This is a genomic window from Bacillus sp. RC51, assembly GCF_044908115.1.
Lineage (GTDB): Bacteria > Bacillota > Bacilli > Bacillales > Bacillaceae_G > Bacillus_A > Bacillus_A mycoides.
The window spans coordinates 172,027-186,948 of record NZ_JBIYCW010000003.1 but is presented as its reverse complement, the minus strand read 5'-3'; the positions used below and the strand labels follow the sequence as shown (position 1 = coordinate 186,948).

The window sequence follows — 14,922 nt, the reverse complement described above, 5'->3', positions numbered from 1 at the left end:
GTGCAACAATCTTACATAAGTTATTATATCATACGCGCGCCGTTTTACAAATGTAAATATCTGTATTACATCTTTTGACGATCACGGAACACGCGTGCAATTTCACGTTTAGCTTCTTTCTCTTTTAAATCGTGACGCTTATCATATTGCTTCTTACCTTTTGCTAAACCAAGTGCCATTTTCGCAAATCCATTTTTCAAATAGATTCTAACTGGAACTAATGCATAACCTGTTTCTTTTGCATAACCTGCTAGCTTATCAATTTCTTTCTTGTGAAGAAGTAACTTTCTTGTACGAAGCGGATCGTGATTAAAACGATTCCCTTGTTCATATGTATTAATATGCATATTATGAACCCATACTTCACCGTTATGTATACGTGCAAACGCGTCTTTCAAGTTCACGCGTCCAGCGCGAATCGACTTAATTTCCGTTCCTTGAAGGACAAGCCCTACTTCGTATGTTTCTTCGATGAAATAATCATGAAATGCCTTTTTATTTTGCGCAATAACCTTACCTGTACCCTTTGGCATATAACGTCCCTCCTCTATTTTTACCATTGTAACAAATGTAAACCAAAAGCGAAAGTGGCTCGCTCAGAATCTTTGGACATTGGAGCTCCCGACAAAGAAGCGCTTTTTGCTTCGTCCGAGGGCGCGAAATGGCCAATAGATTCTAGCCACTGTAGCTGGATTCCAATAAAAAGCGAAAGTGGCTCGCTCAGAATGTAAGGTGGATGGAGCTTCTGGCCTTGAGGCGCTCTTTGCCTCCTGGGAAGAAGCGAAGCCACCAAACATTCTAGCCACTGTAGCTGGATTCAATAAAAAGCGAAAGTGGCTCGCTCAGAATGTGAGGCGAAGCCACTCTTCTCTTACTTGCGCTTTTTCTTTTTCTTCTTGAATCCTGGTACATTTTCAAAGAATCCTTTTTTCTTCTTACCATTACCATTACTATTACTATTTCCATCTTTTTTCCCTGGCTGACTAGCGGATGTGGATGCTGATGCTTTTCCTTTTCCTTGTCCACCACGATCAAACTTTCTTCCTGTGCCGCGTTCACCACCGCGCTCATTACTACGTTCGCTACGTCCACCGCGTTTCTTTCTGCCTGTTCTTGGCTGTTCAATCACAACTGGACGATCTTTGAACTTACGACGAGGTGTGCCTTTCATGCCAACGATTTCAAAGTCGATTGCGCGCTCGTCTTTATTTACGTTAATAACACGAATTGTAATTTCGTCACCGATGCGGAATACGTTACCTGTACGTTCTCCAATCATCGCAAAATGTTTTTCGTCATAACGGTAGTAATCATCTGTTAAATAGCTAACGTGTACAAGACCTTCAATTGTATTTGGAAGCTCTACGAATAAACCGAAGTTTGTTACAGAGCTAATCATACCGTCATACTCTTCACCGATCTTATCAACCATATACTCTGCTTTTTTCATTTCGTCTGTTTCACGCTCTGCTTCAACAGCGCGGCGTTCCATATTAGAAGAGTGCTCTGCAATCTCAGGTAAGTTTTCACGCCATTTCGCTTGCGTTTCGTTGTCTACTTTACCATTAATGATGTATTCACGAATCAATCTATGAACAATCGTATCTGGGTAACGACGAATTGGCGATGTGAAATGCGTGTAGAACTCAGTTGATAAACCAAAATGTCCTAAGCTGTTCGAATCGTAACGTGCTTGCTTCATAGAACGAAGCATAACTGTTGAAATGACTATTTCTTCCGGCTGACCTTGAACCATTTCAAGAATTTGCTGCAATGCACGAGGGTGTATTTCATTCGCACGTCCTTTTACTGCATATCCGAAGTTTGTTACAAACTCGAAGAAACGCTCAAGCTTATCTTCTTTCGGATCTTCATGGACACGGTACATAAACGGTACGTTCATCCAGTGGAAATGCTCCGCTACTGTTTCGTTCGCAACAAGCATAAACTCTTCAATTAACTTCTCTGATACAGAACGATCACGCATTACAACATCAGTCGGTTTTCCTTCTTCATCTACTAGTACTTTCGCTTCTTTAAAGTCAAAGTCAATCGCACCACGGCGCATACGTTTTTCACGTAAAATTTGTGCTAACTGCCCCATTTCTTTAAACATTGGTACTAGCGGCTCGTAGCGTTCAATTAGCGCTTCGTCTTCATCTTCTAAAATGCTTCTTACGTCAGCATACGTCATACGCTCTGTCGTTTTAATTACACTTTGGAAAATCTCGTGTTTTACAACATCACCTAGATTGTTGATTTCCATTTCACAAGATAGTGTCAGACGGTCTACTTTCGGATTTAATGAACAAATACCGTTTGATAAACGATGCGGAATCATCGGAATTACACGGTCTACAAGATATACACTCGTTGCTCTCTCTGCTGCTTCAACATCAATTGGAGAACCTTCTTGAACATAATGACTTACATCCGCAATATGAACGCCAAGCTTATAGTTACCGTTCTCAAGCTTCGTTACTGTAACAGCGTCATCTAAGTCTTTCGCATCCGCACCATCAATTGTAACAATCATTTGATCACGTAAATCACGACGATCTTTTATATCTTCTTCTGAAATCGTTTCTGGTACACTGTTTGCATGCTCCATCACTTCTTCAGGGAATGCTAAAGGTAAATGATGTTTATGAATGACAGATAAAATATCTACTCCTGGGTCATTTTTATGACCTAGAATTTGAATAACTTCACCTTCTGCGCTTAAACGGTTCTCTGGGTAGCCCGTAATTTTCACAACTACTTTATGGCCTTCTACAGCGCCCATAGATGCACTTTTCAAGATAAAAATGTCACTTGTCCAGCGTTTATTATCAGGTATAACAAATCCAAAGTTCTTTGACTCTGTATATGTACCAACTAGTTCCTTCGTTCCACGCTCTAAAATACGAACAATCGCGCCTTCTTGGCGTGATCCACTTGATTGTGCGCTAACACGTGCTAATACTGTATCACCATGAAGTGCACCATTTAATTCTGTCGGCGGGATGAAAAGATCATCATCTCCTGTTTTCTTCTCTTCTGGAACGACGAACGCAAAACCACGTGCGTGCCCAATTAATTTACCGCGTACTAAATTCATTTTTTCTGGAAGACCGTAGCGGTTACTACGTGTGCGGATAACAAGCCCCTTCTCTTCCATCATTACAAGTGCCTTTACGAAATCTTTAAAGCCCTCAGAGCCTTCGATTCCAAATGCCGATTCTAATTCTTGTATCGTTAACGGTTTATACGCTTCTTCCCTCATAAATAATAACAACTTATCAATATGTTCTTGCATGATTTCTTCCAAGCAGAAATACCTCCTTTAAACCCTTATATTATTTAGTGTATCCGAAAGATGGGGGATGTATAAAGTGAAACTTTAATCATCTCCCAATGATTTTTTACAGCTTTCATAAAGTGTAACTTTAACCAGTAGTTTTTTGTCCGTCCCCACTGATTATTAGCCCACAAATAGCGGGATAAAAATTCCCTTATGAAAAAAAGAGGCAACTAGACCTTACCAATCTAGTTGCTCCAAGAAGTTATATACATCCTCATGTAGCACATCACGTTCTTTATCAAGTGTAATGACATGCGTAGAGTCTTCATACCATTTAATGTCTTTTAACGTAGATTCTACACCGTTATAAATAATGTTAGCACTATCTGTATTAATCATCTCATCATGACGTGCTTGTACAACGAATGTTGGAGCATAAATCATATCAACATTATTGCGTACGTCACGAATCAACTCCTGTAATGCTTTTAATGTATTCATTGGTGTCTGTTTAAATTCAAACATTTCCTGCTCAATTCGTTCTGGTGATTTTTGCTCACGCTTTTTATATTCGCGGGCATATGCCAATATACCTTGGTACATAATTTCTTCACTTTTAATGTACATCGGTGCACACATTGGTACAACACCTAAAATCGGTAATGTATAAGCAAGTTTTAATGAGAATACTCCGCCTAATGATAATCCAACCGCAGCTATTTTCTCGTAACCTTGATCTTTTAAATGCTGGTAGGCATTCATTACATCTTTCCACCAGTCTTCAGGGCCTGTATGAACAAGCTCTTCTGGTGGTACGCCGTGTCCTTTATAAATTGGTGCATGACAAGTATAGCCTTTCTTCTCTAAGAAACGCCCTAGCATGCGTACGTCAGCTGAGTTCCCTGTGAATCCATGTAATAATAAAACAGCGCGGTCTCCACCTTCAAATGTAAATGGTTTCGGAGATGCTAATTTCATCATGTACTTCTCCTCTTTCTCTTCTGTAATCTAGTCGTATTCTTTCTATTCTTAGTGTACCATATTTATAATTCTATAATCTAATTAGAAACTTTTTTTGAATAACAAATCAAAAAAAGAAGAACCATTAGCATAATCCGCTAACGCTTCTTCTTTTAATTTTATAAATTTAAGTACGTAACACCAATTGTTAGTACGAAGAATAGTACAGCTAAGACAACTGTAACACGGTTTAATACCGCTTCAATTCCACGTGCTTTTTGCTTACCAAACAATTGCTCTGCACCACCTGAAATAGCGCCTGAAAGGCCTGAGCTATTACTAGACTGCATAAGTACCATAACAATCATTAAAATCGATACAATAATAAGTAAAACTGATAATAACGTATGCACTTGGCGTACCTCCTACAAAGATTCAGTTATTTTAAATGTAGCATAAATTCTATAGAAAAGCGAGAGCTATAAGGTTGCTCTCGCTTTTCTTCCATTAAGGAATTTATAATGCGGGAAAGCCCACGCAGGACTTTAGTCCGTCTTTAAAAGTGGGATGAACGCATCGTTTTTGCATAGCCAAAAATGGTATACTTTATTTATAGTCATGCAAAAGGCTCTAAAACGACTGTTCTCTGAAAACAGAATACATATGAGGTTGGAGTAGCAAATTCTTCTACTCCGTAAAATGTATTAAGTCGTCAAGAAAAAGACGTAAAAACATTTGAGAACAAACAATCTGTACGGTATGGTCACAGTACCGTAGCCCACGAACCTATATGGTCTGTTGTGGGAGTGGTGATGGCACACCGCAATCTTGCACGTCAGCGATACCAGAAATGGACTTCGCCTTTGGTAGCGAGAATCCCACTGACATTAGTCAGCTTGCCCCTTTAGGGGTGGGAGTGTCAAATGAACATCATTGCGAATAACGGTCCAAGCAAACATGTCAAAATTGCTGTTAATGTCATTGTTACCGATCCAATAACACCTTCATGCTCATTATTTTTCATCGCTCTCATAACACCCATAATATGAGACGCACATCCAAAGCCAATCCCTTTACCAACTGAGTTTGTAACACGGCTCCATTTTAATAAAATTGGTCCTGAAATCGTTCCAGTAATCCCTGCGATAACGACGAATGCTGCTGTTAAGGACGGGACACCACCAACTTGTTCAGATACACTCATCGCAACTGGCATTGTCACTGATTTTGGTAAAGAAGATAAAATTAAGCTTTTATCTGTTCCCATAAGTGTGGCGATAGCAAAATCACTTGCAATAGCAACTGTTGTACCTACTAATACACCACCAGCAATTGGTACAACATATTTTTGCAGAACATGACGTTGTTTATAAAGCGGGATTGCAAATGCTACAACACCTGGTCCTAGTAGCTTCGCAATCCAGCCACCACCACTTTCCATATAATTTTGATATGGTATATCAAGCATTATAAATAAGAAAGCCATTAATCCTGTTGCAACAAGCATTGGAATGGTAAATGGTGTTGGAAATAATTTGTAGATTTTTTTAGATAATTGATATAATAGCACCGTAAAAAGAACCCAACCGATTCCGATTAATATTTGGCTCATTGTGTCTCTTTTTCCTTTCTATTCGCAAGATATTGTCCTGTATGTCCTGCGGCAATAATAATTAAAAACGTACTCGCTACAACTGTAATGAAAAGGGAAATTCCTTTACTCATAAAAAAAGCACCGTAATTCATTAAGCCAAGCGTTGGCGGAATTAATAAAAACGGCATAATAGCAACGAGTGTTTCTGCTCCTAAATCAAACCATTTCACTGGAAGTACTTTTAGGCTAAGCAAAACAAGTAGGAGGAACATCCCAATCAAACTTCCTGGAATCGGAAGATTCAACATTTCTTGCACCCAATTTCCAACCATATAAAATACATAAAGAGCAGCAATTTGGACAAGAATCTTTGTAAGTTTCATGTTCATCATCCCTCATGTTTATACGATCTTCTGTTAATATCCTTATCATAGTATAAATTGTAAAAACCTGCAATTTATCAAATCAACAACGAAAATCCACTATATTATACGCTTACACCCTTGATATGACTGCGTTTCCTAATGTGATTTACGTCAAAAACCTTGACCTAATATATAAAGTTTATATTTTCTGAATTTTGATGGTTATTATTTTAATAAAACAAAATCCTTCACTCCATTTTTATTCTGTCTTCTCTCTAGCACACATATATATATAAAGATAGGTGGTGAACGCATGTCTAAAAAAATTCTCATTTTTTGTGATCCTGGAATCGACGATGCGATAGCCCTCCTCCTCGCATTCTTTATCGATGAAATTGAAATTGTTGGGATTGTCGCTGATTACGGCAATGTTCCAAAAAAAATGGCCGTACAAAATGCTCATTTTCTTAAACAAAAATCAAGAAATAGAGATATGAAAATATTTGGTGGTTCAGACCGTCCTCTCAATGGAGGTCCACCTGCTTTTTTTACCAATATTCACGGTAAAGAAGGGTTAGGGCCAATCATCCCAAATGAAAAGTTACAAAACGGAGAAATGGAGAATTTTTTTGAAGTTATCCCTCTTATCGAGCAGTATAAAGACGAACTAATCATTGTAAGTTTAGGGCGACTCACTTCCCTAGCTGTTTTATTTATTTTATGTAAAAACTTAATGCAGCAAATTAAATCTTATTATGTAATGGGTGGTTCCTTTCTGCACCCAGGTAATGTAACTCCCGTATCAGAAGCGAATTTTTATGGCGATCCAATCGCGGCTAACATTGTATTACAATCTGCATCCAACATGTACATATACCCGTTAAATGTAACTCAGTATTCCATCGTTACACCTGATATGGCTGAATATATTGAGGCGAAAGGAAAGGCTTCTCTCGTCAAACCTCTATTCGATCATTACTACTATGGATATTACGAAAAAATTTTACCACAATTAAAAGGCTGCCCTTTTCATGACACGATACCGATATTAGCTTTACTTGATAATTCTATGTTTACCTACTACAAATCACCAATTACCGTCATGACCGAATCTTACGCTCAAGGAGCAAGTATCGGTGATTTCCGCTCTTTAGTAGGATCAAGTCCATTCACCAATCGGCCCTCGCAGCAAATTGCTATCGATTTTGATTATAATCTCTTCTTTAAATACTTCATGTCACTTATGACAGACGAACAATTTTAACATAAAAAAACAGACCGTGATTTCTCACGGTCTGTCGTTATTTTCTACAATTATCGTTTGATGTTGTAGAAAGATTTGATACCATCGTAAACAGCGATTTCGCCTAGTTCGTCTTCGATGCGTAATAATTGGTTGTACTTAGCAATACGGTCAGTACGGCTCATAGAACCAGTTTTGATTTGGCCAGCGTTAGTTGCAACTGCGATGTCAGCGATTGTAGCATCTTCAGTTTCACCAGAACGGTGAGATACAACTGCTGTGTAACCAGCACGTTTAGCCATTTCGATTGCTTCGAAAGTCTCAGTTAAAGTACCGATTTGGTTAACTTTAATTAGGATTGAGTTAGAGATACCTTTTTCGATACCTTCAGCAAGTTTTTGAGTGTTAGTTACGAATAAATCGTCACCAACTAATTGTACTTTATCACCGATACGCTCAGTTAATAATTTGTGACCATCCCAGTCATTTTCGTCTAAACCATCTTCAATAGAGATGATTGGGAAGTCTTTGCAAAGCTCTTCGTAGAAATCAACCATTTCTGCAGAAGTTAAGCCAGTACGGCCTTCGCCTGCAAGGTCATATTTACCAGTTTCTTTATTGTAGAACTCAGAAGAAGCAACGTCCATTCCTAAGAATACGTTCTCGCCAGCTTTGTAACCAGCTTTTTCGATAGCTTCGATGATTACTTCTAATGCTTCACGGTTAGAACCAAGGTTTGGAGCGAATCCACCTTCGTCACCTACTGCAGTGTTAAGACCTTTGTCATGTAATACAGCTTTAAGTGCATGGAATACTTCAGCACCCATACGGATTGATTCTTTGAATGTTGGAGCACCAACTGGTAAGATCATGAACTCTTGGAAGTCTACGTTGTTATCAGCGTGAGAACCACCGTTGATGATGTTCATCATTGGAGTTGGTAATTGTTTTGCATTGAATCCACCAAGGTAACGGTATAATGGAAGACCTACGAAGTCAGCTGCTGCGTGAGCTACTGCCATAGATACACCAAGGATAGCGTTAGCGCCTAGTTTACCTTTGTTTGGAGTGCCATCTAATTCGATCATAGCACGGTCGATACCAGCTTGGTCAGTTACGTCGAAACCAACGATTTCTGGAGCGATTGCTTCGTTAACGTTGTTTACTGCGTTAAGAACACCTTTACCAAGGTAACGAGATTTGTCACCGTCACGTAATTCTACTGCTTCGTGCTCACCAGTAGATGCACCACTTGGTACGATAGCGCGTCCGAATGCGCCGCTTTCTGTGTAAACTTCTACTTCTACAGTTGGGTTACCACGAGAGTCAAGGACTTCGCGAGCATAAACATCAATAATTGTTGACATAATAAATTCTCTCCTTTTTATATAAGCAAATTATTTAATAATTGTTTTACCTGTCATTTCTTTCGGTTGTTCCACATTTAAAAGTGTAAGCATTGTTGGGGCGATATCTCCTAAAATACCACCTTCACGAAGCTCTACATCATTTTTTGTAACGATGAAAGGAACCGGGTTAGTTGTATGAGCTGTCATTGGTCCACCTTCAGCAGTTAACTCCTGATCGGCATTACCATGGTCAGCAGTAATAAGTGCTACACCATCTTTTGCAAGAATCGCTTCTACAACTTTTCCTAAACATTCGTCAGTTGCTTCTACTGCTTTAATTGTTGGTTCCATCATCCCAGAATGGCCAACCATATCACAGTTTGCAAAGTTAAGAATGATAACATCATGTTTATCATTTTCGATGTCATTTACTAAAGCGTCCGTTACTTCATAAATGCTCATTTCAGGTTTCAAGTCATACGTTGCAACCTTCGGTGAGTTAATTAAAATACGCTCTTCTCCTGGGAATTCAGCCTCACGACCACCGCTAAAGAAGAATGTAACGTGCGGATACTTTTCAGTTTCCGCGATGCGAAGTTGCTTTAATCCCGCTTGCGCAACAACTTCACCTAATGTGTTATCAAGGTTCATTGGCTTGAATGCCACGTAACCATCTACAGTTTCACTGAAATGTGTCATACAAACGAACTCAGGAATGTGAGGTACTTTTTCACCACGATCGAACTCACGGAAGTCTTCGTTTGTAAATACACGAGCAATTTGAATTGCACGGTCTGGACGGAAGTTATAGAAGATAACTGCATCATCATTATTGATTGTTGCAACTGGCGTGTCATCTTCGTTAACAATTACAGACGGCAATACGAATTCATCATGAATACCATTTGCATAAGAGTCTTCTACACACTCTTCTGCTGATTTATAAGTAGGGCCTTCACCATTCACCATAGCACGGTAACATTTTTCTACGCGATCCCAGCGCTTGTCACGGTCCATGGAGTAATAACGACCAGAGATAGTCGCGAATTGTCCTACTCCTGTTTCTTTAATTACTTCATTTGTTGCATCGATATAACCTTTTGCTGTTTGTGGTCCAACATCGCGGCCATCTAAGAATGCATGGATATATACTTTCTCCACGCCTTCTTTTGCTGCTAAACGAAGAAGAGCAAACATATGGTTCATGTGACTGTGCACACCACCATCAGAAAGTAAACCGAATAAATGAAGAGCAGTACCTTTTTCTTTCACGCTTTTAATTGCATTTTGGAAAGTTTCGTTCTGATCGAACTCACCTTCACGAATTGCAACGTTTACGCGTGTTAAGCTTTGGTATACGATGCGGCCAGCACCGATATTTAAGTGACCAACCTCTGAGTTACCCATTTGACCTGCTGGAAGACCTACTTCCTCACCAGAAGCTGTAAGCGTTGTGTGAGGGAATTTGTTCCAGTAACCATCAAAATTAGGTTTCTTAGCTTGTGCTACAGCATTCCCGTAAGTTTCTTCACGTAGTCCGAAACCATCAAGAATGATTAAAGCTGTTGGCTTTCTCATTTTACCGCCCCCAGAAGACCTAAGAACGAAGCAGGCTCTAAGCTAGCACCGCCAACTAAAGCGCCGTCGATGTCAGATTGTGCCATATACTCTTTAATGTTTTCTGGTTTTACGCTACCGCCGTATTGAATACGAACAGCTTCTGCAGCTTCTGGAGAAACAGCTTCTGCAACAACTTTACGGATGTGCGCACATACTTCATTTGCATCTGCAGAAGAAGAAGATTTACCTGTACCGATAGCCCAGATTGGCTCATAAGCGATAACAGTTACTTTAACTTGCTCTTCTGTTAAACCTGCAAGTGCTTTTGTTACTTGACCTGCTACTAGATCAAATGTTTTTCCGCTTTCGCGCTCTTCTAAAGTCTCACCACAACAAACGATTGGTGTTAAACCATGTTCAAATGCTGCAAGAGTCTTTTTATTTACTGACTCGTCTGTTTCAGCAAACATTTCACGACGCTCAGAGTGGCCAAGTACTACATAGCCTACTTTTAAGTCGCTAAGTGCTACTGGGCTAATTTCGCCAGTGAATGCACCATTTTTTTCGAAGTGCATGTTTTGTGCACCTACTTGTAAGTCAGTTCCTTCAGCCTTTGCTACTAAGCGCTCTAAGAATAGAGCTGGCGAACAAACTACTGCATCAACAGCTGAAGCTGCTGGGATTTGACCTTTAACTTCCTCTACGAAGCTAACTGCTTCAGATAGAGTTTTATTCATTTTCCAGTTACCTGCGATAATTGGTTTACGCATGCTTTGCACCGTCCTTTTTCTTTGGCTGCTACTTATTTGTCGTTAAGACAAACTACACCTGGAAGCTCTTTACCTTCCATGAATTCTAATGACGCACCGCCGCCAGTAGAAATGTGGCTCATTTTATCAGCCATACCGAATTTTTCAACAGCTGCTGCAGAGTCACCACCGCCGATAACAGAGTATGTATCTTCTGCATCTGCTAATGCTTGTCCTACTGCTTTTGTACCTTCTGCGAATGGAGTCATTTCGAATACACCCATTGGTCCATTCCATACAACAAGCTTAGAATTTTTAATTACATCTGCATAAATTTCACGTGTTTTAGGACCGATGTCCACGCCTTCCCATGTAGAAGGGATAGAGTCGATACCTACGATTTGAGTTGTTGCAGTTTCAGAGAATTCCTCTGTGATTACAACATCAACTGGCATGTAGAAGTTTACGCCTTTTTCTTTTGCAAGTTGCATAAATTCTTTAGCTAGTTCGATTTTGTCGTTTTCACATAGAGATAGACCAATTTCATGACCTAAAGCTTTAACAAATGTGTAAGCAAGTCCGCCACCGATGATTAAGTTATCTACTTTGTCTAATAGATGACGAATTACACCGATTTTATCTTTTACTTTCGCACCACCGATGATAGCTGTGAATGGGCGTTCTGGGTTAGAAAGTGCTTTACCTAATACATCTAACTCTTTTTCCATTAATAAACCAGATACTGCTGGTAGGTAGTCTGCGATTCCTGCTGTAGAAGCGTGAGCACGGTGAGCTGCACCGAATGCATCGTTTACGAAGATATCAGCAAGAGCTGCAAATTCTTTCGCAAGTTCTGCATCGTTCTTTTCTTCGCCCGCATAGAAACGTACGTTTTCAAGAACTAATACGTCGCCTTCGTTCATTGCTGCAACCATTTCTTGTGCAACTGGTCCGAATGCTTCGTCCGCTTTTTTAACATCTTTACCAAGAAGCTCGCCTAAACGTGCTGCTACTGGAGTAAGACGTAATTCTTCTACTGCTTGACCTTTTGGACGGCCTAAATGACTTGCTAAAATTACTTTCGCACCTTGCTCTATTAAATATTGAATTGTAGGAAGAGCTGCACGGATACGAGTTTCATCTGTAATTTTGCCTTCTTTCATAGGTACGTTGAAATCAACGCGGCAAAATACACGCTTACCTTTTAAATCTACGTCACGAATTGATTTTTTGTTCATTGGATTTCCCTCCGACTACTAGTTAGGATTGACAAAACCCATTCAAAAGCTTAACACATTTGCTTCTAAAACGAAAGAAGAGAGAGAGGGAACAAACCCTCTCCCTCGTTTTGTCATTGATTGCTTATATACTTAAGAATTAAAGACCTTTAGAAGTCATGTATGCAGCTAGGTCTACTACGCGGTTAGAGTAACCAGTTTCGTTATCGTACCAAGAAAGTACTTTAACCATGTTACCTTCCATTACCATTGTAGATAATGCATCGATTGTAGAAGAAGCTGTACATCCGTTATAGTCGATAGATACTAATGGCTCTTCGCTGTATCCAAGGATACCTTTTAATTCGCCTTCAGAAGCTGCTTTGAATGCTGCGTTTACATCTTCAACTGTTACTTCTTTGTCAAGTTCAACAACTAAGTCAACAAGAGAAACGTTAGCAGTTGGAACACGTACAGCGCCGCCGTTTAATTTACCTTTAAGTTCTGGTAATACTAATGCTACAGCTTTAGCAGCACCAGTAGATGTTGGGATCATGTTTTCAGCTGCTGCACGAGCACGACGTAAATCTTTGTGTGGTAAGTCTAAGATTTGTTGGTCGTTAGTGTAAGAGTGAATTGTTGTCATCATTCCGCGTTTTACGCCGAATTTTTCGTTTAATACTTTAGCGAATGGAGCTAGACAGTTTGTAGTACAAGAAGCATTAGATACTACGTTGTGGTTAGCTGCATCGTATTGTTCGTGGTTAACACCCATAACTACAGTGATATCTTCGTCAGAAGCTGGAGCTGAGATGATAACTTTCTTAACTGATCCACCTAAGTGTTTCTCAGCGTCTGATTTTTTAGTGAAACGGCCAGTAGATTCTACTACTACTTCTACTCCGTAGTCGCTCCATGGTAATTGAGCTGGGTCACGCTCAGCGATAACTTTAATTTCTTTACCGTTAACAACGATGCTGTTTTCGTTAGCAGATACTTCTGCATTTAAAGTTCCGTGAACTGTATCATATTTTAAAAGGTGAGCTAATGTTTTAGCATCTGTTAAGTCGTTGATTGCTACTACTTCTACCTCAGAGTTGTTAAGAGCTGCGCGGAATACGTTACGTCCGATACGTCCAAATCCATTAATACCAATTTTAGTCATTTAAATTTCCTCCTTGGGGGATTATATTAAAGGGTAATACCCTTTGTTAATTGTTTTGCTGCACCTTCATCTGTAATTAGAATTGAAGTGTGCCCTTGCTTTATTACAGCCTGTATTGCTTTTGCTTTTGAAGAACCTCCAGCGACTGCGACAACGTGAGATACATGTTGTAAATCTTCAAGTTGCATACCAACTGTTCTTACTTTATGAACAACATTTCCTTGTTCATTAAAGTAGTAACCGAAAGCTTCGCCAACTGCTTCGCTTGCCTGAATCTTTAACCAATCTGCTTCTGAAGTATTTCTGCGACGTGCCATTGTTAACGCATCACCAATTCCATGAATGACGATATTGGAAGATCGAATCAACTCAAGAACTTCTTTCACGGAGGGCTCTGTTACAATAGACGCATATGCTTCGCTACTAACGTGATCTGGAACATACAATAAGCGATAATTACTCATCGTATTTTGTGCCATTTTGGCGCAAATGGTATTGGCTTCTAACTCGACACCTTCTCCAATTCCACCACGTGCTGGGACAAATAGCATATGTAAATCTTTGCAATCAAGTTGCATCATGTCCGCAGCAGCAGCTAGCGTAGTTCCTCCAGCCACAGCAACGATATTATTCACTGTCAGACGGTCTTTTATACAAGTCACACAAGCACGGCCCATCTCCAGTTTGACCCAAGGTGATTCATCACTATCACCAGGGACAACGAAAACTTCATCCAAGTCTAATGTTTCCTTAAGTTGTTTTTCTAAAACCTTTAACCCGGAAATTTCTTTCATAAAGTCTTCCAAAGCAAGAACTAAAGCTGTTCCTTCTTCTGTCAAAGTCATTCCAGAAGAAGCGACGTGAACTAAGTTTTGTTCTTTCAAAACTTGAACTTCACTTCGCAATACTCGTTCTGTCATACCGAGACTTGCAGATAAGTTTCTTCTTCCAATCGGCTGCATAAGCCTAATGTACTGAAGCACTTGCATTCTCGTTTGCATAACAGGTAGCAGATCAGGTAATAATTTTTTTGTGTTCTGAATCCATGAGCGCATATCTTTTCTCCTCACTGCATCGGTTCATTTTCCTTCATGGTCACTTTATGTCCCGTAGTGACATTTTGCGTCCCACTTAGGTTAAAAAAATAATCCCTGCTACGTGTATTATTGTAACAGGAGACAGAAACTTATTCAACTCTTAACTGCATTGTTTATATAGTTTATTATGACACCTTTGTGAATGTTACCATATTCTACTTGTCTTCCGCCTATTTCTACAACAGGAATCATTAGATGGTATTTCTCTAAAAGGTCATTATCTTCATATATATCTATTTCCTCAATTTGAAAAGAATATTCATATTGTACTTCTTTTAAAACTTGTTTCGCCTTCACGCAAAGACCACAATCTTTTTTTGTATATAGTACAACCTTCATC

Annotated in this window: 14 protein-coding genes; 1 reads left to right on the top strand and 13 read right to left on the bottom strand. The window is 39.5% G+C overall.

All coding sequences use genetic code 11. The annotated features are described in order from the left end of the window. Positions 1-65: 65 nt before the first annotated feature. The 6 genes from smpB to ABH959_RS09315 all read right to left on the bottom strand — a co-directional run bounded on the left by smpB (position 66) and on the right by ABH959_RS09315 (position 6,229). Positions 66-533 carry an SsrA-binding protein gene (gene smpB / locus ABH959_RS09340; protein ID WP_002034685.1) on the bottom strand — a complete coding sequence of 156 codons (468 nt, stop codon included), beginning with the start codon at positions 531-533 and terminating at the stop codon, positions 66-68. Between the two features lie 338 nt (positions 534-871). Beyond that, complete coding sequence (gene rnr, locus ABH959_RS09335) at positions 872-3,298, bottom strand: ribonuclease R (protein WP_396022277.1); 2,427 nt, start codon at positions 3,296-3,298, stop codon at positions 872-874. A gap of 222 nt (positions 3,299-3,520) precedes the next feature. Then, on the bottom strand, positions 3,521-4,261 hold the full coding sequence (locus ABH959_RS09330) for an alpha/beta hydrolase (RefSeq protein ID WP_162836430.1): 741 nt from the start codon (positions 4,259-4,261) through the stop codon (positions 3,521-3,523). A gap of 161 nt (positions 4,262-4,422) precedes the next feature. Continuing rightward, positions 4,423-4,656: a preprotein translocase subunit SecG gene (secG, locus tag ABH959_RS09325; protein ID WP_002016062.1), complete on the bottom strand. Its 234-nt coding sequence runs from the start codon at positions 4,654-4,656 to the stop codon at positions 4,423-4,425. 506 nt (positions 4,657-5,162) lie between these two features. Beyond that, the gene (locus ABH959_RS09320) at positions 5,163-5,855 is read right to left on the bottom strand and encodes an LrgB family protein (protein ID WP_113936283.1); all 693 of its coding nucleotides are present in this window, start codon (positions 5,853-5,855) and stop codon (positions 5,163-5,165) included. Further along, complete coding sequence (locus ABH959_RS09315) at positions 5,852-6,229, bottom strand: CidA/LrgA family holin-like protein (protein ID WP_404492505.1); 378 nt, start codon at positions 6,227-6,229, stop codon at positions 5,852-5,854. The genes ABH959_RS09320 and ABH959_RS09315 overlap by 4 nt, the downstream gene beginning before the upstream one ends. A 286-nt stretch (positions 6,230-6,515) precedes the next feature. On the opposite strand from ABH959_RS09315, the gene ABH959_RS09310 reads away from it, so the two are divergent. Next, entirely contained in the window at positions 6,516-7,466 is a 951-nt protein-coding gene (locus tag ABH959_RS09310) for a nucleoside hydrolase (protein ID WP_404492504.1), read from the top strand. A 50-nt stretch (positions 7,467-7,516) separates the two neighbouring features. On the opposite strand, the gene eno is transcribed toward ABH959_RS09310, so the two are convergent. The 7 genes from eno to ABH959_RS09275 form a co-directional block, all read right to left on the bottom strand. Continuing rightward, positions 7,517-8,812, bottom strand: coding sequence for a phosphopyruvate hydratase (eno, locus tag ABH959_RS09305; protein ID WP_000103948.1), 1,296 nt, complete (start codon positions 8,810-8,812; stop codon positions 7,517-7,519). Positions 8,813-8,842: 30 nt separating this feature from the next. Then, entirely contained in the window at positions 8,843-10,372 is a 1,530-nt protein-coding gene (gene gpmI / locus ABH959_RS09300; RefSeq protein ID WP_002129880.1) for a 2,3-bisphosphoglycerate-independent phosphoglycerate mutase, read from the bottom strand. Further along, positions 10,369-11,124 carry a triose-phosphate isomerase gene (gene tpiA / locus ABH959_RS09295; RefSeq protein WP_002016069.1) on the bottom strand — a complete coding sequence of 252 codons (756 nt, stop codon included), beginning with the start codon at positions 11,122-11,124 and terminating at the stop codon, positions 10,369-10,371. The genes gpmI and tpiA overlap by 4 nt, the downstream gene beginning before the upstream one ends. 32 nt (positions 11,125-11,156) lie before the next feature. Continuing rightward, positions 11,157-12,341 (bottom strand): phosphoglycerate kinase, encoded by a 1,185-nt coding sequence (locus tag ABH959_RS09290; RefSeq protein ID WP_002016070.1) that lies wholly within the window; start codon positions 12,339-12,341, stop codon positions 11,157-11,159. Positions 12,342-12,480: 139 nt separating this feature from the next. Then, the gene (gene gap, locus ABH959_RS09285) at positions 12,481-13,485 is read right to left on the bottom strand and encodes a type I glyceraldehyde-3-phosphate dehydrogenase (RefSeq protein ID WP_002016071.1); all 1,005 of its coding nucleotides are present in this window, start codon (positions 13,483-13,485) and stop codon (positions 12,481-12,483) included. Positions 13,486-13,511: 26 nt separating this feature from the next. Further along, positions 13,512-14,540: a gapA transcriptional regulator CggR gene (gene cggR / locus ABH959_RS09280; protein ID WP_002089545.1), complete on the bottom strand. Its 1,029-nt coding sequence runs from the start codon at positions 14,538-14,540 to the stop codon at positions 13,512-13,514. Between the two features lie 135 nt (positions 14,541-14,675). Next, positions 14,676-14,921, bottom strand: coding sequence for a glutaredoxin family protein (locus ABH959_RS09275; protein WP_002089547.1), 246 nt, complete (start codon positions 14,919-14,921; stop codon positions 14,676-14,678). Position 14,922 lies beyond the last annotated feature (1 nt).